Source organism: Corynebacterium lipophiloflavum DSM 44291 (assembly GCF_000159635.1).
Taxonomy (GTDB): Bacteria; Actinomycetota; Actinomycetes; order Mycobacteriales; family Mycobacteriaceae; genus Corynebacterium; species Corynebacterium lipophiloflavum.
On the sequence record NZ_GG667192.1, the window covers coordinates 355350 to 376487 of the forward strand.

The 21138-nt window shown below is 65.0% G+C and carries 25 protein-coding genes; 20 read left to right on the forward strand and 5 right to left on the reverse strand.

The features are described 5' to 3' along the window. The first annotated feature begins 19 nt into the window (after positions 1–19). The 9 genes from HMPREF0298_RS04805 to hisI are packed head-to-tail and all read left to right on the forward strand — an operon-like array spanning position 20 to position 6608. Positions 20–1129 (forward strand): histidinol-phosphate transaminase, encoded by a 1110-nt coding sequence (locus HMPREF0298_RS04805; RefSeq protein WP_040422695.1) that lies wholly within the window; start codon positions 20–22, stop codon positions 1127–1129. After that, entirely contained in the window at positions 1110–1712 is a 603-nt protein-coding gene (gene hisB / locus HMPREF0298_RS04810) for an imidazoleglycerol-phosphate dehydratase HisB (protein WP_006839992.1), read from the forward strand. The genes HMPREF0298_RS04805 and hisB overlap by 20 nt, the downstream gene beginning before the upstream one ends. Before the next feature lie 2 nt (positions 1713–1714). After that, positions 1715–1903, forward strand: a complete 189-nt coding sequence (locus HMPREF0298_RS04815; protein WP_006839993.1) for a hypothetical protein — start codon at positions 1715–1717, stop codon at positions 1901–1903. A gap of 3 nt (positions 1904–1906) precedes the next feature. Next, positions 1907–3193, forward strand: coding sequence for an MFS transporter (locus HMPREF0298_RS04820; RefSeq protein WP_006839994.1), 1287 nt, complete (start codon positions 1907–1909; stop codon positions 3191–3193). Between the two features lie 33 nt (positions 3194–3226). Beyond that, positions 3227–3877, forward strand: a complete 651-nt coding sequence (hisH, locus tag HMPREF0298_RS04825; protein ID WP_006839995.1) for an imidazole glycerol phosphate synthase subunit HisH — start codon at positions 3227–3229, stop codon at positions 3875–3877. Positions 3878–3888: 11 nt separating this feature from the next. Then, entirely contained in the window at positions 3889–4632 is a 744-nt protein-coding gene (gene priA, locus HMPREF0298_RS04830; protein ID WP_006839996.1) for a bifunctional 1-(5-phosphoribosyl)-5-((5-phosphoribosylamino)methylideneamino)imidazole-4-carboxamide isomerase/phosphoribosylanthranilate isomerase PriA, read from the forward strand. A gap of 44 nt (positions 4633–4676) precedes the next feature. Next, positions 4677–5468 (forward strand): inositol monophosphatase family protein, encoded by a 792-nt coding sequence (locus HMPREF0298_RS04835; RefSeq protein WP_006839997.1) that lies wholly within the window; start codon positions 4677–4679, stop codon positions 5466–5468. Between the two features lie 16 nt (positions 5469–5484). Beyond that, positions 5485–6258, forward strand: coding sequence for an imidazole glycerol phosphate synthase subunit HisF (gene hisF / locus HMPREF0298_RS04840; protein WP_006839998.1), 774 nt, complete (start codon positions 5485–5487; stop codon positions 6256–6258). After that, positions 6255–6608 (forward strand): phosphoribosyl-AMP cyclohydrolase, encoded by a 354-nt coding sequence (hisI, locus tag HMPREF0298_RS04845; protein ID WP_006839999.1) that lies wholly within the window; start codon positions 6255–6257, stop codon positions 6606–6608. Before hisF ends, hisI begins: the two co-directional genes overlap by 4 nt. A 258-nt stretch (positions 6609–6866) precedes the next feature. Here hisI and HMPREF0298_RS04850 read toward each other — a convergent pair whose 3' ends face one another. After that, positions 6867–7088 (reverse strand): hypothetical protein, encoded by a 222-nt coding sequence (locus HMPREF0298_RS04850; RefSeq protein ID WP_040422514.1) that lies wholly within the window; start codon positions 7086–7088, stop codon positions 6867–6869. Continuing rightward, entirely contained in the window at positions 7076–7594 is a 519-nt protein-coding gene (locus HMPREF0298_RS04855; RefSeq protein WP_157464381.1) for a chromosome partitioning protein ParB, read from the reverse strand. The genes HMPREF0298_RS04850 and HMPREF0298_RS04855 overlap by 13 nt, the downstream gene beginning before the upstream one ends. 318 nt (positions 7595–7912) lie before the next feature. On the opposite strand from HMPREF0298_RS04855, the gene HMPREF0298_RS04860 reads away from it, so the two are divergent. The 4 genes from HMPREF0298_RS04860 (at position 7913) to pyk (ending at position 11950) form a co-directional block, all read left to right on the forward strand. Beyond that, on the forward strand, positions 7913–8593 hold the full coding sequence (locus tag HMPREF0298_RS04860; protein ID WP_006840002.1) for a TIGR02234 family membrane protein: 681 nt from the start codon (positions 7913–7915) through the stop codon (positions 8591–8593). Between the two features lie 67 nt (positions 8594–8660). Then, on the forward strand, positions 8661–9488 hold the full coding sequence (locus HMPREF0298_RS04865; protein ID WP_040422515.1) for an indole-3-glycerol phosphate synthase TrpC: 828 nt from the start codon (positions 8661–8663) through the stop codon (positions 9486–9488). A gap of 49 nt (positions 9489–9537) precedes the next feature. Beyond that, positions 9538–10503, forward strand: coding sequence for a prolipoprotein diacylglyceryl transferase (gene lgt / locus HMPREF0298_RS04870; protein WP_083789523.1), 966 nt, complete (start codon positions 9538–9540; stop codon positions 10501–10503). Positions 10504–10528: 25 nt separating this feature from the next. Then, positions 10529–11950 (forward strand): pyruvate kinase, encoded by a 1422-nt coding sequence (gene pyk, locus HMPREF0298_RS04875; RefSeq protein ID WP_040422516.1) that lies wholly within the window; start codon positions 10529–10531, stop codon positions 11948–11950. A gap of 76 nt (positions 11951–12026) precedes the next feature. Here pyk and HMPREF0298_RS04880 read toward each other — a convergent pair whose 3' ends face one another. From HMPREF0298_RS04880 to pabB, 3 genes are all read right to left on the reverse strand, one after another. Further along, positions 12027–13208 (reverse strand): zinc-binding dehydrogenase, encoded by a 1182-nt coding sequence (locus HMPREF0298_RS04880; protein WP_006840006.1) that lies wholly within the window; start codon positions 13206–13208, stop codon positions 12027–12029. 205 nt (positions 13209–13413) lie between these two features. Next, a complete protein-coding gene (locus HMPREF0298_RS04885) occupies positions 13414–14112 on the reverse strand; it encodes an aminotransferase class IV (RefSeq protein ID WP_006840007.1) in 699 nt (232 codons plus the stop codon). Continuing rightward, complete coding sequence (gene pabB, locus HMPREF0298_RS04890) at positions 14109–16001, reverse strand: aminodeoxychorismate synthase component I (protein WP_040422517.1); 1893 nt, start codon at positions 15999–16001, stop codon at positions 14109–14111. Before pabB ends, HMPREF0298_RS04885 begins: the two co-directional genes overlap by 4 nt. Before the next feature lie 240 nt (positions 16002–16241). Here pabB and HMPREF0298_RS04895 point away from each other — a divergent pair, with 240 nt between their 5' ends. The 7 genes from HMPREF0298_RS04895 to HMPREF0298_RS04925 form a co-directional block, all read left to right on the forward strand. Further along, positions 16242–16544 (forward strand): urease subunit gamma, encoded by a 303-nt coding sequence (locus HMPREF0298_RS04895; RefSeq protein ID WP_006840009.1) that lies wholly within the window; start codon positions 16242–16244, stop codon positions 16542–16544. A gap of 9 nt (positions 16545–16553) precedes the next feature. After that, a complete protein-coding gene (locus HMPREF0298_RS04900) occupies positions 16554–16964 on the forward strand; it encodes an urease subunit beta (RefSeq protein WP_006840010.1) in 411 nt (136 codons plus the stop codon). Positions 16965–16969: 5 nt separating this feature from the next. Continuing rightward, the gene (gene ureC, locus HMPREF0298_RS04905) at positions 16970–18685 is read left to right on the forward strand and encodes an urease subunit alpha (RefSeq protein ID WP_006840011.1); all 1716 of its coding nucleotides are present in this window, start codon (positions 16970–16972) and stop codon (positions 18683–18685) included. Positions 18686–18696: 11 nt separating this feature from the next. Beyond that, on the forward strand, positions 18697–19188 hold the full coding sequence (gene ureE / locus HMPREF0298_RS04910; protein ID WP_006840012.1) for an urease accessory protein UreE: 492 nt from the start codon (positions 18697–18699) through the stop codon (positions 19186–19188). Beyond that, positions 19188–19871 (forward strand): urease accessory protein UreF, encoded by a 684-nt coding sequence (locus tag HMPREF0298_RS04915; protein ID WP_006840013.1) that lies wholly within the window; start codon positions 19188–19190, stop codon positions 19869–19871. The genes ureE and HMPREF0298_RS04915 overlap by 1 nt, the downstream gene beginning before the upstream one ends. 11 nt (positions 19872–19882) lie before the next feature. Further along, a complete protein-coding gene (gene ureG, locus HMPREF0298_RS04920) occupies positions 19883–20494 on the forward strand; it encodes an urease accessory protein UreG (protein WP_006840014.1) in 612 nt (203 codons plus the stop codon). Then, positions 20494–21138: urease accessory protein UreD (locus HMPREF0298_RS04925; RefSeq protein WP_006840015.1), on the forward strand; the 645-nt coding region annotated here is incomplete at its 3' end. The genes ureG and HMPREF0298_RS04925, both read left to right, overlap by 1 nt.

Here is a 21138-nt window from a genome sequence, read left to right on the forward strand (position 1 = left end):
GGACTTCCTCGACAACACCATCGCCGCGGACACTGCCATCGACGCGCTTCCGCTGCGCGGGGAGCTGCGCGGCAAGCAGGCATACGGCGCACCCCAGCTCGACGTCGCCGTGGCGCTGAACACCAACGAAAACCCCTACCCGCCATCGCAGGAGCTTATCGACGACCTCGTGGCCGAAATCGCCACGTCCGGCTCCACACTGAACCGCTACCCAGAGCGCGACTCCGTCGAGCTGCGCGCCGATCTCGCCGAGTACGTAACCCGCCAAACCGGCGTCGAGGTCACGCGCGACAACCTCTGGGCGGCGAACGGTTCCAACGAGGTGCTCCAGCAGCTGCTTCAGGCGTTCGGTGGGCCGGGGCGCACGGCAATGGGCTTTATCCCGAGCTACTCCATGCACCCCATCTTGTCCAGCGGCACTCAGACCGAGTTCATCGGGGTTGAGCGCGGACCGGACTTCCGCATCGACATGGACGTGGCGTTGAAGGCCATCGGCGAGCACCAGCCGGACATCGTGTTCGTGACCACCCCGAACAACCCCACTGGGGACGTCACCTCGCTCGCGGACATCGAGCGCATTATCGACGCTGCGCCGGGCATCGTGATCGTGGACGAGGCCTACGCCGAGTTCTCGCCCTCCCCGTCGGCGGTGAGCTTGGTGCAGCGCTACCCGACGAAGCTGGTGGTCAGCCGCACCATGTCCAAGGCCTTCGACTTCGCGGGCGCGCGCCTGGGGTACTTCGTGGCGGCCCCGGCGTTTATCGAGGCGGTCATGCTCGTGCGCTTGCCCTACCACCTTTCCGTTCTCACCCAGGCGGCGGCCCGGGTGGCGCTGCGCCACAGTGCAGAGACGCTGGCGGGCGTCGACAAGCTTGCGCGCGAGCGTGAGCGGGTGCAGGCGGCGCTGCTGGAGATGGGCTATACCGTCGTGCCCAGCGAATCCAACTTCCTGTTCTTCGGGCATTTCGACGACGCGCATGAGGCGTGGGAAAAGTTCCTCGGCTACGGTGTTCTCATCCGCGACGTCGGTGTCGCAGGCCACCTTCGGGTGACCATCGGATTGGATGAGGAAAACGACCAGTTTCTCGCTGCAGCGAAGGAGATCATCAATGAGTCAACGGCTCGGTAGCGCCTCTCGGACCACCAGCGAGTCCGACATCACGGTGGAGATCAACCTGGACGGCACGGGAAAAACGGACATTTTCACCGGCCTGCCGTTCTTCGACCACATGCTCACCGCTTTCGGCACCCACGGCGCCTTCGACCTGGCGATCAACGCCAAGGGCGATACCCACATTGATGCGCATCACACCGTCGAAGACACCGCGATCACGCTCGGCTGGGCGCTTGCCGACGCCGTGGGCGACAAAGCGGGGATCCGCCGGTTCGGCTCCGCACTGCTGCCGATGGACGAGACCCTCGTCGAATCCGTCGTCGACTTTTCCGGCCGGCCCTACTTCGTGATGGACGGCGAGCCCGACCACCTGCAGTGGCAGATCATTGGCGGCCACTACGCCACGGTGATCAACCGTCACTTTTTTGAGACTCTCGCCGCCAACGCGAGGGTGACGCTGCACATCAACGTGCGCTACGGGCGCGACCCGCACCACATCACCGAGGCCGAGTACAAGGCAGTTGCCCACGCGCTGCGCCAGGCCACCGAGCTCGATGGCCGCATCACGGGCGTGCCGTCGACGAAGGGGGCCCTCTAAGCATGCCGCAGGAGTTCAGTGTGGCAAGCGGGATGTGGGTGCTCATCAGCTTCCTTATCGCGGGGTTGCTTCTCGGCGGGGTGTGGTCGGCCTACCAAAACGGATCCAAGGTAGCCACCGTCGTGCTCGCCATCGCAGCCGCCGCCGCGCTGTGCCTCGCGGTGCTTTCCATGCTGGGGGTAGTGGGGTAGGAGATGATCCGAGCGAGCTCGTCTCAGGTGCTCACCCTCGAGGAAGTCAACGCAGTTGCCTCACCGTGGAAGGCGCGTGGGCTTGTTCCGACCCTGATCGCCGTCGCTGCGGCGTTCGGGGCGTGGTCGCTGCTTCTGCCCGTCGTGCCCACCGCGGTGCTCGACGCCGGTGGTTCGGAGACACTCGCCGGGGGCTCTACGGGCGCGTTCATGGCCGCGACCGTGATCACCCAGATCTTCGTGCCAAAGCTGCTGCGGCGCTTCGGCTACCGCGCGGTCATTGCCGTTGCCTCGTTGCTGCTCGGCCTGCCCGCCCTGGGCTACGCGCTCGGGATGGATCCGGTCATCGTGATCGCCGTGAGCGTGATCCGCGGCATCGGCTTCGGCGCACTTTCGGTTGCGGAGGCCGCGATCATCACCGAGCTCGTGCCGCTGCGCCTGCTTGGCCGCACCGCGGGGATCTTTGGCCTCAGTGTAGGGTTCTCCCAAATGATCGCTCTGCCCTCGGGTCTCGCGCTGGCGGATCGGGTGGGATACGAGCCGGTCTACGCCCTCGCCGCCGCAATCGGGTTAGTTGGGCTGGTCGTGTGCGTGCGCATCCCGATCATCCCCGCGGCCGCCCCCTCGATAGCGGACTTGAGCTCGGTGCGGGTGCCCCTGTGGCGCCTGGTGGCGGTTCCGATGATCGCACTGGCGCTGGTCACCACCGCCTACGGCGCAGTGACGAACTTCCTGCCGATCAGCGTGCGCGAGCTCGACCCCACAGCTGGCGCGGCGTTCGGGGGTGTGCTGCTGGCGGTGATGAACTTCGCGGCGATGTTCTCGCGCTACTACGCAGGCGTTGTCCTGGACAGGCGCGGAGTGCCCGGGACGGTGCTCATCCCGTTCCAGGTGTCCGCCGCAGCCGGCATTGTCCTCATCGCGGTCGTCATCTGGGCTGAAGCCAGCGTGTGGTGGCTGCTGCTCGCCGCGTTTTTGTACGGCGCCGGCTTCGGCGCGGTGCAAAACGAGTCCCTCACCATGCTGTTCTACCGACTGCCCAAGTCCAAGTCTTCTGAGGCTTCCGCGATGTGGAACGTCGCCTTCGACAGCGGAACCGGCCTCGGCTCGACCGCCTACGGCGCGCTGCTCACATCGATGACCATGGCGCCCATGTTCGGCGTTGCGGGCGTGGTTGTCGCCGTCGGCATCGCGGTCACCGTGGCGGACCTCGTGTTGGGCCGCAACCGCGTCGTCGAGGTCAACAATTTGGCCGTGCGGTTGAAATCGGTGCGCGCGCCCGGCAGATAGCAGCGGGCGCAAGCGGCGCTAGACTTAACCACCATGACGCCACCGATTTCGCCTTCCGTTGTTCTGCTCGACTATGGGGCCGGAAACATCCGCTCGGCCCAGCGCGCGCTCGAGCACGTCGGGGCGAGCGTCACCGTCACCGACGACCCGAAGCTGGCTGTCGAAGCCGATGGCCTTGTCGTTCCCGGTGTTGGGGCGTTCGCGTCGTGCATGGAGGGGTTGCGCGCTGTCAACGCCCCGCGCGTAATCGGTCAACGCCTGGCGGGTTCTCGCCCCGTGCTCGGCATCTGCGTCGGTTTTCAGGTGCTCTTTGAACGCGGGGTTGAGCACGGGGTGGATGCCTCGGGGATCGGGGAGTGGCCCGGGGTCGTCGATAAGCTGCAGGCGAAGGTGCTGCCGCACATGGGGTGGAACACCGTGGACATCGCGCCGGGCTCGGAGCTTTTCGCCGGGCTGGACCCGGAGACGAGGTTCTACTTCGTGCACTCCTACGGCGTGCGTTCGTGGGAAATGCAGCCGGACGAGTTTATCGCCGCTCCAGCTGTGTCGTGGGCCGAGCACGGCGGGGACCGCTTCGTCGCCGCGGTGGAAAACGGCCCGCTGTGGGCCACCCAGTTGCACCCGGAGAAGTCCGGGGAGGCGGGCCTGGCGCTGCTGCGAAACTGGGTGGGAACCCTGCGTTAGACTTGGGCGCTATGAGTTTCACACTTCTGCCCGCCGTGGACGTCGTCAACGGCCAAGCGGTGCGCCTCGACCAGGGCGAGGCCGGCACCGAAAAGAGCTACGGCTCCCCACTCGAGGCGGCCGAGCGGTGGCGCGACGAGGGAGCTCAGTGGCTGCATTTCGTGGACCTCGACGCCGCCTTCGGCCGCGGTTCCAACCACGAACTGATGGCCGAGATCACGCGCAACCTCGGCATCGACGTCGAGCTGACGGGGGGCATTCGTGACGACGCCTCCCTCGAGCGCGCCCTCGCCACGGGCGCGAAGCGGGTCAACATCGGAACCGCAGCGCTGAACAACCCGCAGTGGACCGCGGAAGCTATCAAGCGCCACGGCGAGGCTATCGCCATCGACATTGCGGTGCGCGAGGAGGACGGGCAGTGGCGCACCAAGGGCCACGGCTGGACCTCCGACGGCGGCGACCTGTGGGAGGTTGTCGAGTTTTTCGACGCCGCCGGGTGCACGCGCTTCGTGGTCACCGATGTCAGCCGCGACGGAACGCTGAGCGGGCCGAACGTTGACTTGCTGCGCGACGTTTCGGCGGCAACTGACGCTCTCGTTACGGCGAGCGGCGGGGTGTCGTCGATAAGCGATGTGCTCGAGATCGCGCAGTACGCGGACGAGGGGATCGACTCGGTCATCATCGGCAAGGCGCTCTACGAGCACAAATTCACCCTTCGTGAAGCTCTTGACGCGCTGGGGCGCGCCGAGGGCTGATACCGCGCCGTTCTTTTATAAGGATTTTTGAGTAAAGTAGCGATATGGATAGCAACGAGCACTACCTCGAGATCGCGGAGTCGGTCGTGGACGAGGCGCGCGAGCTATTCATCTCCCACCTTGGCGCGGCACCGGCGCTTTTCAAAGCGTCGGGTGACTTCGCCACGGAAGCGGATCTCGCGATTGAAAAGCTCATGCGTTCCCGGCTGACCCAGGAAACTGGGATCCCCGTCTACGGTGAGGAACAAGGCGGCGACCTCAACTCCTCGGCGTGCTGGGTAGTCGACCCCATTGACGGCACCTCGAACTATTCGTCCGGGAACCCGAACTGTTCCATTCTGGTTTCGCTGATTCTCAACGGCCAGCCGGTGGTCGCCGTGACCGATATCCCGCTGATGAACATGCGGCTGACCGGGATGGATGGCTCGCCGGTTTACCTCAACGGCCAGGCGCTTCCGGCGATTGGCACCGATAACACCGCCGCGTCGCAGGTCGGGGTTGGCTCGGTGCGCTCGCCCGACTCCGAGCGCTTCCCCGCGGACGTTCGCCTCAACATGATTGCCACGCTGGCGGACACCGACTTGCGGCCCCGCATCTCCGGGTCGGTGGGGGTGGATTTCGCTTTTGTCGCTCAGGGGATTTACCAGGCAGCGGTGAGTTTCTCGCCGCATTTGTGGGACAATTCCGCGGGGATTTTGCTGTCACGCTGCGCGGGTGCCGTGGTCACAGGTCCGGACGGGGAACCGTGGACGATGGACGCCGTTGGCGTCATCGCGGGCACCCGCCGGGCGCACAAGATCGCACTGAGCACGATGCGATCCGTTTCCTCCAAGTGAAAGGGCAAAGTCAAACATGGGTGTCGCGATACGGGTCATTCCCTGCCTCGACGTGGACAACGGCCGCGTGGTCAAGGGAGTCAACTTCGAGAACCTGCGTGACGCGGGCGACCCCGTCGAGCTGGCCAAGCGGTACGGCGACGAGGGCGCCGACGAGCTGACGTTTCTCGACGTCACCGCGTCAACAGCGGGCCGCGGGACCATGCTCGATGTCGTGCGGCGCACGGCGGAAAAGGTGTTTATCCCGCTGACCGTGGGCGGGGGAGTGCGCTCGGTTGACGACGTCCGCGAGCTGCTGCGCGCCGGCGCCGACAAGGTCAGCGTCAACACCGCGGCGATCGCCAACCCCAATCTGATCCGCGAGCTTGCCGAGCGCTTCGGCGCCCAGTGCGTTGTTCTCTCCGTCGACGCGAGGCGGGTTCCGGAAGGTCGAACGCCCCAACCATCCGGTTTTGAAGTGACGACGCATGGCGGCACTCGCTCGGAGGGCATCGACGCGATCGAGTGGGCGCGCAGGGGCGAGGAGCTCGGTGCGGGCGAGATTCTGCTGAATTCCATGGATGGCGACGGCACCAAGGCTGGCTTCGACATCGAACTGATCGAGAAGGTCCGCGCGGCAGTGACCGTTCCCGTCATCGCCTCCGGAGGTGCCGGCGAAGCGGCGCACTTCCCACCCGCCGTTGCAGCCGGCGCCGACGCGGTCTTGGCGGCCTCGATTTTTCACTTCGGGGAAGTTTCCATTGCTGAGGTGAAAGATTCGTTGCGTGCTGAGGGACAGGAGGTCCGGTGACAAACCCCGCCGATTTCACTCTCGACCCCGCGATTGCGGCGCGGCTGAAGCGCAATAGCGCGGGCCTTGTGCCCGCGATCGTGCAGGCCCACGGCACCGGCGAGGTGCTCATGATGGCTTGGATGGATGACCACGCACTGGCCCACACCCTGGCCACACGCCAGGGCACCTACTACTCGCGGTCGCGGGGGGAGTACTGGATCAAAGGTCTGACCTCAGGAAACACCCAGGAAGTCACGGGGGTTCGCCTCGATTGCGACGGGGACACCCTGTTGGTCACCGTCAAGCAGGTCGGCGGGGCGTGCCACACAGGGGATCGCACCTGCTTCGATGACGACGAGTTGCTGTGAGCTTCTTGCACTTACTTTCTGATCGCTGAGGTCTAGTAGCTATACCTCAGCGGGTGGGGCGTCCCATGCGTCACAAGCGACCTGGGGTTTTGCGGGGGTGTCGCGTTGAGGTCTAGTAGCTATACCTCAGCGACCGAACCGCCGCTGAAAAAGTGAGCTACTCCCCGGAAGTGGGGCTGAGAAATCAGCCAAACTTCTCACAGGGAGCAGTTGAGGAAACCGGGGTTGCCCGAACGCGATTATCATTCAAACCATTTTCTAACCTACGTTGAACGAATACCGGCCGGTCAGGCCGTTGTGAATGATAACGGAGTAGCTCTGCCCAGTGGCTTCCGCGCCCTCCACGAAAGTCTTTAGCTCTTGGCCGTTGTAGTAACGGGTCAACTCTAGATATAGCAGCAGTAGAAGAAATATTCCCACTACAAGAATCGCGACGAACAGCGTTGGTGCTGCTGCTTTTGCTTCGTTTACTTCTGGCATTCGAACCGGTACCCTCCTTCCCGGCTTGCGGCTCCGGAATCTGTTGTTCCTTCCACACCGGCCGAATCTCGACTATCTACAACCGGGTTCCCGCCGTTGGCAAAACACTGATGTATGGGATTCTGCTTTTCAGCGTGGGAGGTGTACATCGCATAGAAGATCAGCCCACCGCCAGTGATAATTCCCAAGATGGCCACGCCGCCCCAGATGATCGCGGGTGCGATCCGGAAGGAAACTCTTGAGTTAGTGGATTCGCGAAGTTCTTTAGGGTTGTAGCCGTTGTCGGACGGTTTTTCCAGCCCAGAGCGGATTTGTTCAACCTCGGCAGGAGTGACGCGCTCGTAATCGAGCCCCCGTGTGTCGAGGCGGATCTCGTCGGCCAATGCATCGTAGTACATCGATTCTGCCAGTACTAGTGGGCCCTTGATGTGGGGATTCTGATGCTGCTCGTGTGCCTGGGCTAACGGTGAGGGTGCGATATGCGGAAGAGCGAAAGACGCGTCCACAGCGAGCGAGGTTATAGCGGAGCGTGCTTTGCACAATGTTACTTCTCTTAGCGTTCTCGAGCTCAAGGGATTCGATGGAATAGGGGCAATCAACAGAGGGATCGACTGAGGCGACAGCTGAGGCTCGCAATGAGCCTGTCAAGCCATCACAACTTCAACGTCGGTCATCTACACTGCCATCTCCACTGCGGACGCTATCTAAGCCATTCGTGAGCTTCATGGGTCCTCAACGAATTCGGTACTTTCGTTCCATCCTCGACGCCAACAACAACAAACCCGCGCACGTCGCCTCCCAGCCTCTGCTCTAGGATCGAGCTCATGGCACAGCGATCAGCGGATAAGGGCCTGTCGCGTATCGGCGCAGCCGGCATCGGTTTAGGCGGGATCATCGTGGCGGCTTTCGCCCGCGCGCCGTGGATGCACGTCAGCTACTTCGACGACCGCGTCGGCGGCGGGGTCCGCGCTCTGTCGGGGGCGCAGTGGTCCACCGAAGCCTCGGCGGTTGCGCTTCTTCTGCTGGCCGCGGGAGTCGCCGCGCTTGCTTTACGACGCCTCCCCCGACGCATCATCGGCGCAATCGCGGCCGTTGCCGCCGTGGGCGCGGCACTATCTCCGCTGAACCTCCTTGTTTCCGGCGCGGACCCCGAGCGGGTGCGCACCCTGCTTACCGCCGGCGCCGGGGAGGCGCAGGCGCGCGAGGGCACGATCTCTGCCATGGCGGAGATAACCTCCATCCAGGTCAACCCCGTGTATCTGGTGTTGACACTGCTCGGTTTTCTGCTCGCCGCGGCGGGCGGGGTGGCGGTGGCGGCGCGCCCCGGTGTGGATTCCGCGAAGCAGAACAAGTACGAAACCGAGGCGGTGCGCAGGCAGAAGATCGGTTCCGATCTCGAGGAGAACCCGGATTCGGGCAGAGTGTTGTGGGATGCGTTGGACGCGGACATCGACCCGACGGATCCGGCCGGTGGTGTTGGGGAGGGCGTCGATAAGCAGCGTTAGCGCGCGCCCGATTTTTTGTCGGCGCGCTTGGGCGGTTACCCTTATGCGCAGCGGAAGGGAGACGGTTATGCATACGGCAAAAGTCGCGAACGGCGTTGTCGCCGCCGTGTTGCGCGACGTCGAAAAGCGTGAAGCCGTCATTCCTTTTCAAGACATCAAGGCGCGCTCGCGGGAGATGGAGCCGACCCGTGATGTGCGCGCCGCGCTGTTGCGCCACGGTTGCGGGGTGATCGTCGAGATCAAGCGCAACTCGCCCGTTTTCGGCCCGACGGCCCCGTTCGCCCAGAGCGAAACCCCTGTCGAGGATGTGGCCCGCGCGATCGAGGCTGGTGGCGCTCACCTCATCGCCTGCCAAACGGAGCGGCTGCGTTTCGACGGCTCCCTGACGGACATGGCGAAGGCCCGCGACGCCGTGGAGCTTCCCATGGTGTGCCGCGATGTGATCGTCGACCCGTACCAAATCCACGAGGCGCGTTGTTTCGGTGCGGACATGATCCCCTTACAGGTAGGCATCCTCGACCAAAACCGGCTCGAGGCGCTGATAGACCGCGCTGAGTCCTTAGGCATGGTGGTGATGGCGGAAGTGCGCACCGGCGAGGAGGCCGACAGGGCGCTGGACGCCGGTGCCACCGTCATCGCCGTCAACTCCTGGACCTTCGATACCAACTCCCTCAACCCCGCTGCTTTCGCTGAGATCGCACCGGGGTTGCCGTCTGCTGTGATCAAGATCAGCCTCGGCGGGGTGCGCACCGCGCGCGACCTCATCGACGCCGCCTCCTCCGGCGCCGACGCCGTCTTAGCCGCCGAGGCCGTGATGAGCTCGGAAGATGTCACGGCGGCCACGCGCCGACTCGCGGCGGCGGGCCAACACCCGGCCTGCCCTTCGCGCAGCTAACCGCGTTTCCGTTTCCCCTTCGGCGGCCTTATCGGGCACACTAATGGGCGTGGAAACCATGATCTTGGCCAACATTCCTTCGCCGCCGCAGGGCGTCTGGCACATTGGGCCGGTGCCCATCCGCGCCTATTCGTTGTGCATCATCACCGGCATCATCATCGCCCTGTGGCTGACGCTCAAGCGCTACAAGGCGAAGGGCGGGGACCCGGACGTGGTGTGGGACGCGGCGATCGTCGCGATTCCTGCCGGGATTATCGGCGGGCGCCTGTACCACGTGATCACGGACTACGACAAGTACTTCGGGCCGGGCCGGGATCCCTGGCAGGCGTTCAACGTGGCCGGCGGAGGTTTGGGCATCCTCGGTGCGGTGGCGCTGGGCACGCTCGCTGTGTCGGCGCTGTTTCGCTTCAAGAAGGTTCCGCTGGCGCCGTTCGCCGACGCGGCCGCGCCGACAATTATTCTTGCGCAGGCCATCGGCAGGCTGGGCAACTGGTTCAACCAGGAGCTCTACGGTCGCCCCACGGATGTGCCGTGGGCGCTCGACATCTACTACCGCGTCGACGAAGCCGGCAACTACGCTCCGCTGACCGGGCGTTCCACCGGTGAGATCGTGGCCAGCGTGCACCCGACATTTCTCTACGAGCTGCTCTGGAACCTCGCCGTCTTTGCTTTCCTGCTGTGGGCAGAGCGGGCCTGGCGCCTCGGCCACGGGCGCGTTTTCGCTCTCTACCTGGCCGGCTACGCCCTGGGGCGCTTCTTCGTCGAGCTCATGCGTGCCGACGAGGCCAACCTCATCCTGGGGCTGCGCGTGAACACGTGGGTGTCCGGAATCCTCTTCGTCATCGCGCTGATTGTCTTTCTGCGGCTGCCGCGGGGGCAGGAAACGGCGGACGAGGTTGACCCCCGCAACGACCGGGAGGGAGAGCCGACCAGCGCCGTTTCCGACTCAGCGAACCCGCCCGCGACGCGGTACGGTGGGGAAGCGCACGACGGCTCTAAGCCGCGCACTTATTGAACCTCGAGCGAAGCTGGTGCACGAAGTGGATAGAAGAACCAAAATTGTTTGTACGCTTGGCCCAGCCGTGGCCAGCAAGGAAGCCATCGTCGGTCTCGTCCGTGATGGGATGAACGTCGCCCGCCTCAACTTCTCCCACGGCGACCACGCGGACCACGAACGCAACTACCGGTGGGTGCGCGAGGCCACCGACGAAACCGGCCACGCGGTCGGGATCCTCGCCGATCTGCAGGGCCCGAAAATCCGCCTCGGCCGCTTCGAGGAGGGCTCCACGCAGTGGGACGCCGGCGAAGAGGTCCGCATTACCGTTGAGGACGTCGTGGGCACCCACGACCGCGTCTCCACCACGTACAAGCAGCTCGCGGAGGACGCGAAGCCGGGCGATCGCCTGCTTGTCGACGACGGCAAGGTCGCAATCGTGGTCACCGAGGTCGACGGCAACGACGTCGTCGCCCGCGTCACTGAGGGCGGGCCGGTGTCCAACAACAAGGGCGTGTCCCTGCCGGGGATGAACATCTCTGTTCCGGCGCTGAGCGAGAAAGACATCGACGATCTCAAGTTCGCGCTCAACCTGGGCGTCGATTTCATCGCGTTGTCGTTCGTGCGCTCGCCGTCCGATGTCGACCTCGTGCACGAGGTGATGGACGAGGTGGGTCGTCGCGTACCGGTGATTGCGAAACTGGAAAAGCCCGAGGCTGTCGACGCGCTCGAGTCCATCATCCTGGCGTTCGACGCGGTGATGGTGGCTCGCGGCGACCTGGGTGTGGAAATCCCGCTCGAGCAGGTGCCGCTCGTGCAAAAGCGCGTGATCCAGATTGCGCGTGAGAATGCGAAGCCGGTGATCGTCGCAACGCAGATGCTCGACTCGATGATCGAGAATTCCCGCCCGACTCGCGCGGAGGCCTCCGACGTGGCGAACGCCGTGCTCGATGGCGCAGATGCGGTGATGCTGTCCGGCGAGACCTCCGTCGGTGTCGACCCGCACAACGTCGTGCGCACGATGAGCCGCATCGTGCGGGTGGCGGAGTCGATGGGCACCGTCCCCCCGCTCAACCACATCCCGCGCACCAAGCGCGGCGTGATCGCGTACTCCGCGCACGACATCGCAACGCGCCTGAACGCGCGCGCGATCGTGACGTTTACCAAGTCCGGCGACACCGCGCGCCGCGTCGCTCGCCTGCACCCGGACCACCCGTTGCTGGTGTTCACCCCGGTGCAACAGGTGCGCTCGCAGTTGGCGCTGACGTGGGGCGCGGAGACCTTCTTGTGCCCGCAGACCAACGGCACTGATGAGATGGTCCGGTTGGTCGACGAGTACCTGCTCAGCATCGGAACCTACAGCAAGGGCGACACGATGGTGATCGTCGCCGGCACCCCGCCCGGAGTCAGTGGCACGACGAACACGATCCACGTCCACCAGCTGGGCGAGGACACGCGCAACCCGTAGCGGGCGTTTACGCACCATAAACACAGTTCCCGGCACCCATCAGGGGCCGGGAACTATTGACGTCGGATGAAGGGTGCTATCCAGCGACGGGGTCGAGGACGACCTTGATGCAGTTGTCCTCCTTGTCGCGGAACCTCTTGTACGCCTCTGGCGCTTCGGACAGCGGCACGCGGTGGGTCACCAGGTCGTCGACACCGAGCGGATCGGAAGGATCCTCCACCAGCGGCATGAGGTCGGAGATCCACTTCTTCACGTTGCACTGGCCCATGCGCATCTGAATCTGCTTGTCAAACATGGTCATCAGCGGCATCGGGCTGGTGGCGCCGCCGTAGACGCCGCTGATGGAGACGGTGCCACCGCGGCGCACCAGGTCGATGGAGTCGTGCAGCGCGCTGAGGCGGTCAACGCCCGCGGTCTCGATGACCTTCTGCGCCACAGCGTCGGGGAGGAACCCGGCCGCGGTCTGTATGGCACCTCCAACCGGGGAGCCGTGGGCCTCCATGCCGACAGCGTCGAGCACCGCATCGGGGCCGCGGCCTCCGGTGAGGTCCTTGAGCTCGGCAATTGTATCCGCGCCGTCGGTGTAGACCTCGATTCCGTGGCGTGCGGCCATCTCGCGGCGCTCCGCGACAGGGTCGATGCCGAACACGCGCGCACCCATGTGCCGTGCCATGCGGGCCGCCATCTGGCCGATCGGGCCGAGGCCGTAGACGGCGATGGTGTCGCCTTCGCCCACATCGGCGTACTTGACGCCCTGCCATGCGGTGGGGAGGACGTCGCTGAGGAACACGTAGCGGTGATCCTCATGCTCGTTGCCGACCTTGATGGCGCCGAAGTCGGCGTGCGGCACGCGCAGGTACTGGGCCTGACCGCCGGGGACCGAACCGTAGAGTTCGGAGAACCCGAGCAGGGAGGCACCAGTGCCCTTCTCGGTCACCTGTGTGGTTTCGCATTGGGAGTACAGGCTGTGGTCGCACATCCAGCAGTGGCCGCAGGAGATGTTGAACGGCACGACGATTCGGTCGCCGACCTTGAGTCCGGATTCCGATCCGGCCTCAACGACGCGGCCCATCGGCTCGTGGCCCATGATGTCGCCTTCGTTCATGTACGGGGCCAAAACGGAGATGAGGTGGAGGTCGGAGCCGCAGACGCCACTCGAGGTGACCTCGATAATCACGTCAGTGGGTTGCTCAATCGTGGGGTCGTCGACTGTTTCAACCGAGACCTTGTCGGCCCCTTGCCATGTCAATGCCTTCATTTGTTGATCCTTTCGTCGTTGGCAAAGCGCGTGGTCGGTGCGCCCGCTGGGTATGTAAGTGACGCTACCGCCGATGTGTGTGACGTGTCAGTAATCGTTTTCAATTAGGGGTGCCGAACGCGCTCTCTAAGCCATTTCCGCTGCTCAGCGACCCGTTAAAAGTTACAAAAAAATTATGTTTCGGCGCCGACGCATTCAGAAAACGCTATAGTTCGAACCGCCACCAGCCGCGCCACGCCGCCTCACCGGGGTGGCGGGGAAGAAGTGTTGTCGCGGTGTGCGAGACGATCCTGCGCACCGGGCTGATCCCGTGCAGGGCGTTGAGAAACCACATCGGTTTGGCCGGATCGAGGACACCGTGCGCGATATCGCAGCCGAGCTTTTTGGCTCGCTCGACGACGAGCGCCTCGGTCGTGCTGGGCAGGCGCGTGGCTTCGGGTAGCACGAGGGTCCGGCCATTCCAGCCGACGAGCGTGCCGGTGGTGGTTTCCGCGAAGTCTCCGAGAATGACGTCGTCCGTCCCCGCGATGGCGTGCGCGCGCCGGTGCTCGGCTAGCCGCATCAGATCGGGGCCCTTGAGCAGCGGCATCGTTCTGGGATCCGGTGCGGACACCAGAGTCAGGTCAGTTGTTTCCCGCACCGGTGGCGCTGGGCGGATGTCGAGGCGGAATCTTTCCTCGCACACCGAGATGCGGGGGAACAGATCGGAGGAGGCGTCGAGAAGCGCGAGCGCGCTTTCCCACATCCCGGCCGGAAGCGGGCCAGCCCCTGCGGCGAAGCGCATCCGGTGCAGCTCGAGCCCGCGGGCGCGGCCATATTCGTGGCGCCACGAGTCCGCGCAGTCGAAACCCTGCGGCGTATCACTTGCGGGAACCCAGCGGCCCTGCCACACGTAGGACGTCACGTCAGCCCCGCGATCACAGCGTTGGCCTTGAGCTGCAGCTCGGCGTATTCCGCAGCGGCGCGAGATTCCCACACGATCGCGCCCCCGGCGCCCACTGTGAGCCGCTCACCCTGCTTGACCGCGGTGCGGATGACGACGCTGAGCTCCGCGTTGCCGTCGAAACCGAAATAACCGATCGCGCCCGAGTACACCCCGCGCGGGCCGGGCTCGAGGGCGTCGATAAGCGCGCACGTGCGCTCCTTCGGTGCCCCCGTCATCGAACCCGGCGGAAACGTCGCGCGCACCAGGTCGATCAGCCCGCGGTCGGGACGCAACCGCCCGGTAATCGTGGAGACGAGCTGATGCACCGTGGCATACGTTTCCACGGCCATGAGCTGCGCAACGTCCACGGTGCCGGGGACGCACACGCGCGCGAGGTCGTTGCGCAGCAGGTCGACGATCATGAGGTTTTCCGCCCGCGTCTTGGCGTCTTCCTGCAGTTCCTGGGCTCGGCGCTCGCGCGGCAGAGTGCCTTTGATCGGTTTCGTTTCCACCCGGTCGCCGCGCACGCGAAGAAAACGCTCGGGCGAGCTGGAGAGCACCTCGATGTCGCCCAGGCGCAGGTACGCCCCGAAGGGCGCGGGGTTGGTTGTGCGCAGCCGCGAATACAGGTCGATTCCTCGACCCTCAACGCGGGCCTCGTAGGTGTCGGTGAGGCACACCTCGTAGGAGTCGCCGCGCTCCAGCGCCCGCTTGACCTCAGTGAAGCGCGCGTCGTACTCGCCACCCGCGAGCCGCCACGAGCCTTCGCTTATCGACGCCCGCCCGCGGTGCGCGGACCGGGTTGTCACCGCGTTGCGCAGAGCGGCCATCAGGTGTTCAACCTCAGCCGTCTTCTCGTCTCCCCGGGTGCAGACCATGAGGTGAGCGCGTTCTTGGACATGGTCGTAGACGATGAAGGACTGCGGCCGGATAAAGTACGCGTCCGGGTGCGCTCTGGCGTGGCTCGGGGAAAGCCCCGGCAGGGTCAGCGCGGCGCACTCATAGCCGATGAAGCCGACCCAGCCGCCGCGAAACGGCAGGTCGGGGAGCGTACTGGCAGCCACGCCGGCGGAGAGCTCGTCGGCAAGCAGGCTCAACACGTCTGCTCCTGGATCCGTCAGGCGGTAGCTCAGCGTTTTCGACAGCGACCCAGCCGTCGAGCCGATGATGCTGAATCCGTCGCCGGTTGCGGAGTCGAGCCAGAAGGCGTCTCCGCTCGATCCCATGAGCGCTCGCGCGGTGGCCTCAGTGTCGATTGCTTCAGCGACGCATTCGTGGTGCACTCTCCACGCGCTGAGGGCGAGGAAGTTGCGGAGCAGTTCCGCGCCGTACTCGGTCAGCACCGACTCGGGGTGGAACTGCACACCCCAGTGAGGCTGGCCTGCCACCTCGAGGCCCTGGACCACACCGTCCTCGCTGCGGGCGTGGACAACCACCCCGTCCGAGACGTTGTCGATGTGCAGCGAGTGGTAGCGCACGGCCGTGAAACCTTGCGGCAGCCCGGCGAAGATGCCCTCGCCGGAGTGGGTGATCGTGCTGGTGTATCCGTGCCTGGGGTCGGTGCGCCCGACCTCGGCCCCGGCGAGGTGGGCGAGGCCCTGATGGCCCAGGCAGACCCCGAGGACGGGAATCCCGCCCGCCGCCTCGATCACGGCGCGCGAGCCCGCGAAGTCGGCTTCGCACGAAGGGGTCCCCGGACCGGGAGAGATGACGATGTGCGAGAACTCACCCGCCTTTATGCGGCGGGGGAGGTCGAGGACCGTGACATCGTCCGCGCGCACGACCACCGGCTCGCTCCCGGAGACTTTGGCGATGAGGTGGGCGAGGTTGAAGGTGTAGGAGTCGCGGTTGTCGATAAGCAGGATCAAATGCGGGCACGCGCCTTTCATTGACGTCGCGGCAGCGCAGCTCGCCGTGCGCCGTCCGTGGTTGGGTGGAAAGTGTAGCCCAGTTGCCCAGCGAGACAGCAGCACAGGCGCCTTAGAGCGGGCGGGGAGGAGTAGGGTTTTTTCTAACGCATTCGCACGACGCTTTTGCTCCCCGCACCGCAGTGAACAAACGCGCCGCTGAAGTTCCGAAGAATCACGTGAAAAGGAGTGTGACGCTGGATGTACTTGGTGCCACGGGACAAGGAGAAGCTGCTGATTGTTGTCGCGGCAGATCTGGCCAGGCGTCGACAAGCGCGCGGGCTAAAACTGAACTACCCGGAGGCGACGGCGATCATCACCTACGAGCTTCTCGAAGGCGCGCGGGACGGGCGCAGCGTCGCCGAGCTGATGAACTGGGGAACAACGATCCTCACCCGCGACGACGTCATGGAAGGGGTGCCCGAAATGATTGAATCCGTGCAGGTGGAGGCGACCTTCCCCGACGGAACGAAACTGGTCACCGTCCACAACCCGATCCGCTAAGGAGTCACGATGCGCCCAGGAGAATACGTCCTAGACAGCGAGCCCATTGAGTGCAACGCTGGCCGGGAGGCAATCGAACTAGAAGTCACCAACACCGGAGATCGTCCCGTGCAAGTCGGGTCCCACTACCACTTCGCCGAGATCAATCCATGCGTGGTTTTCGACCGGGATCGCGCGCTCGGACACCGGCTCGACATTCCGGCGGGCACCGCCGTGCGCCTCGAGCCGGGTGACACCAGGACGGTTCGGCTCATTGCACTCGGCGGCAAGCGCAAGGTTTACGGCTTCCACAACCTGGTCAACGGGCCGCTTGACGTGCGCAAGCCCGCGCGCGTCAACGTGATGGGGGAAGCCGGATACGGTTTCGCCGAGTACGGGGCCGACCTCTCGGATCCGAAGATCGTCGATAAGGAGGCTTAGAGCCCATGAGCTTCACAATGGACCGCGACAACTACACGGGACTCTACGGCCCGACGACCGGGGACTCCGTCCGTTTGGCGGATACCGACCTGTTCGCCACCGTCGAGCACGACTACACCACCTACGGCGAGGAAGCCACCTTCGGTGGCGGCAAGGTCATCCGCGACGGCATGGGGCAAAACTCCCGCCACGTGCGCGGTGACAACGTGCCCGATTTGGTAATCACCAACGTGCTGGTCATCGACTACACCGGCGTGTACAAGGCCGACGTCGCGGTGCGCGACGGCTACATCTCGCAGATCGGCAAGGCCGGCAACATGGACGTGATGGACGGTGTCGACATCACCATCGGCGTGGCCACCGACATCATCTCCGGCGAGGGCAAAATCCTCACCGCGGGCGGAATCGACACCCACATTCACTTCATCAGCCCGGACCAGATCCCCACCGCACTCGCATCGGGGATAACCACCATGTTCGGCGGAGGCACCGGCCCGAGCGAATCCACCCGCGCCACAACGATCACCCCGGGCGAGTGGAACATCTTCAACATGCTGCGCTCCTTCGAGCACTACCCGATGAACTTCGGCATCCTCGGCAAAGGGCACGGCTCATCCGTCGCCCCGCTCGCAGAGCAGGTGCGCGCAGGTGCTGCGGGCCTGAAAGTTCATGAGGACTGGGGTGCGACACCGGCGTCGATCGATACCGCGCTCAAGGTCGCCGACGAGTTCGACATCCAGGTCGCCTTGCACACCGATACCCTCAACGAGGCTGGCTTCGTGGAAAACACCCGAAACGCCATCGGGGGCCGCGTCATCCACACCTTCCACACCGAGGGCGCCGGCGGTGGGCATGCGCCGGACATCATCAAACTCGCCGGGGAATCCAACATCTTGCCGGCATCGACCAACCCGACGCTTCCATACACCGTCAACACCGCCGACGAGCACCTCGACATGCTCATGGTGTGCCACCACCTCAACCCCAACCTGCCGGAGGATGTTGCGTTTGCTGATTCGCGCATCCGTCCCGAGACGATCGCTGCGGAGGACGTGCTGCACGACATGGGGATTTTCTCGATTACCTCCTCCGACTCCCAGGCGATGGGGCGCGTCGGCGAGGTCATCATCCGCACCTGGCAGGTCGCTGATTCGATGAAGAAGCAGCGCGGCAAGCTCGCCGAGGACGAGGGAATCTTCGGCGACAACTTCCGCATCCGCCGCTACATTGCCAAGTACACGATTAACCCGGCCATCGCGCAAGGCATCGATGACTGGGTCGGTTCGGTCGAGGTGGGCAAATTCGCCGACCTCGTGCTGTGGGAGCCGCAGATGTTCGGCGTACGCCCCGAGTCCGTGATCAAGGGCGGCCAGGTCGTCTACACCGCACTCGGCGACCCCAACGCCTCGATCCCGACGCCCCAGCCGAACATGTACCGCGAATCCTTCGGCGCCCACGGGCTTGCGCTTTACCGCTCGTCGATCACGTTCATGTCCCAGGCCGCCATCGAGCGCGGCGTGCCGGAGATCCTGCAGCTGCGCAAAAAGGTGCGCCCCGTCCACGGGATCAGGAACTTGACCAAGGCGGATTTGAAGCTCAACGACGCCACTCCCACGATCGCGGTGGACCCGGAGACCTACGAGGTCACGGTCGACGGCGAGCGGATCACCTGCGAGCCGGCGGCGACGGTCCCGCTGGCCCAGCGCTACATGCTGTTCTAGGAGGAAGTCTCATGATCATCACCGAGATTGCAGGCACCATCGACGACCCCGAGATGGCGCGTCGCCTCGAGGGGGCGCACGTGGAAAAGGTCTCGCTGCCGAGCGAGGACCTGGTCAAGCGCATCCAGCGGGTGAGTACGGACCACGGGCGCGAGCTCGGCATCCGGCTGGTGCCGGGCGCGCCCGACCTGAAAGACGGCGACGTGTTGCTTCTCGAGGAAAACGAGGGCGGGCTCAACGCGGTGGTGGTGGCGACGCTTCCGAGCGACGTCATCGTCATCCGCCCCGACTCCATCCGCCAGATGGGGTTTGTCGCGCACTCGCTGGGAAACCGCCACCTGCAAGCCCAGTTCTTCGGCGCTGAGAGCGAGTTCGGCGCCGAGGTCATGGTGGTGCTCTACGACCACACCGTGGAGGACTTCCTCGCCCACCACGGCGTCGCGTACGAGCGCCGCGAGCGCGTCATGGAAGTGCCCTTCCGCCACGCGGAGCACACCCACTGATGGCGGATGTAGCCCGCCTGCTCACCGGCATGCAGCTGGCAGATTCAGCGCTGCCGACCGGGGCGTTCGCGCACTCCTTCGGTTTCGAGAGCTACCTCGAAACCGGAGCGATCGATAGCGCCGAGGGCTTTGCACACTGGCTGGAGTCCTTCATCGGCCAGCAGTTGACGTTTACCGACGCGCTGGCGGTCCGTGCGGTGATGACCGCGCGGGAAGCGCACGAGGTCGAGCGCCTTGATCAGCTGGTCACCGCCCAGGCCCTGCCCGCCCAGGTGCGCGAGGCCGGGATGACGATGGGCAAGCGCATGCTCACCATCTCGGCGGCGAACTACCCCAGCGATGCCCTTTCCGCCTACGCCGAGGCTCTCAAGGCGGGCCGCGCGTTCGGCCACCCGGCGATCGTGTGGGCGCTCGTGGCGCGGGATGCGGGCATCGACTCCGATTCCGCGGTGGCCCAGCACGTCTACGCCTGCGTCATCTCGCTGGTGCAGAACGCGGTGCGCGCCATCCCGCTCGGGCAAAACGCCGGGCAGCGCCTCATCCGGGGCGCGCAGCCGTGGGTGGTGGGCGCGGTGGAGGCGTCGCAAAGCCTGTGCGAAGAAGACCTCGGTGCGATCGCGCCGGGCTTGGAGATCGCGCAGATGAACCACGAGCGCCAGCTTTCGCGCTTGTTTATGAGTTAAGGAGAAATCACATGGATCCGGTCATTATCGGCGTCGGCGGCCCCGTCGGGGCGGGAAAGACGCAGCTGCTCGAGCGCATCTCGCGCGCGGTCGAGGGTGAGCTACACATGGCGGCGATCACCAACGACATCTACACCATCGAGGATGCGCACATCCTGGCGCGCAACTCCGTGCTTGACAACGCCCACATCATCGGCCTGGAGACAGGCGGCTGCCCCCACACCGCGATCCGCGAGGACACCTCCATGAACGAGGCGGCCATCGAGGAGCTGAAGTCCCGCTTCCCGGACCTCGACGTCATCTTCGTCGAATCCGGCGGCGACAACCTCTCGGCGACGTTCTCGCCGGAGCTGGTGGACTTCTCCATCTACATCATCGACGTCGCCCAGGGCGAGAAGATCCCGCGCAAGGCGGGCCAGGGGATGATCAAGTCCGACCTGTTCATCATCAACAAGACCGACCTCGCACCCTACGTCGGCGCCGACCTGGCGGTGATGGAGCGCGACTCGAAGGTGTTCCGCAAGGACAAGCCGTTCGCGTTTACCAACTTGAAGACCGACGAGGGCCTCAACGTCGTGCTGGACTGGCTGCGTCACGACGCCCTCATGCTGGACCTCAACTGATGAGGGGAGGCCACCTGCGCCTGCGCGTTGCCCGCGACGGGTCCGGCAGGAGTTTTGCGGCGCAGCAGGAGTTCTCCGGCGCGCTGCGGGTGATCCGCCCGCACTACCTCGACGACTCCGGCCAGGTCACCTACACCGTGATCAACCCCGGCGGGGCGTACTTCGGCGCGGATTCCTACTCGCTGGCCTTCGACGTCGAGGACGCCGCCTCGCTGCTGGTGACCACCCAGTCGGCCACGAAGGTCTACCGCACCCCGCAAGGCCCGGCCCTGCAGCGGATGCGGGTGACCGTGGGGCGCGATGCGACGTTCGAGTACCTGCCCGACCAGCTCATCGTCTACCGCGAGGGCACCTACCGCCAGGAGTCCGTGGTGGTGATCGAGCCTTCATCGCGGCTGGTGATGGGGGAGATCGTCACACCGGGGTGGTCGCCGGAGGGCACCGGGTTTGGCTTCGACGAGCTGCGGATGCGCACCGAGCTGCGGCTCTCCACTGATGGTAGGGAGGTGCCGTTCGCCGTGGACAACTTGCGGCTCATCCCGGCCGCCGGCGACCTCGGCATGGGAGTGATGGAGGGCTACACCCACAGCGGGCAGCTCATCGTCGCTGGCCCGCAGCTCGCCTCGCATGCCGACGCCTTAGCC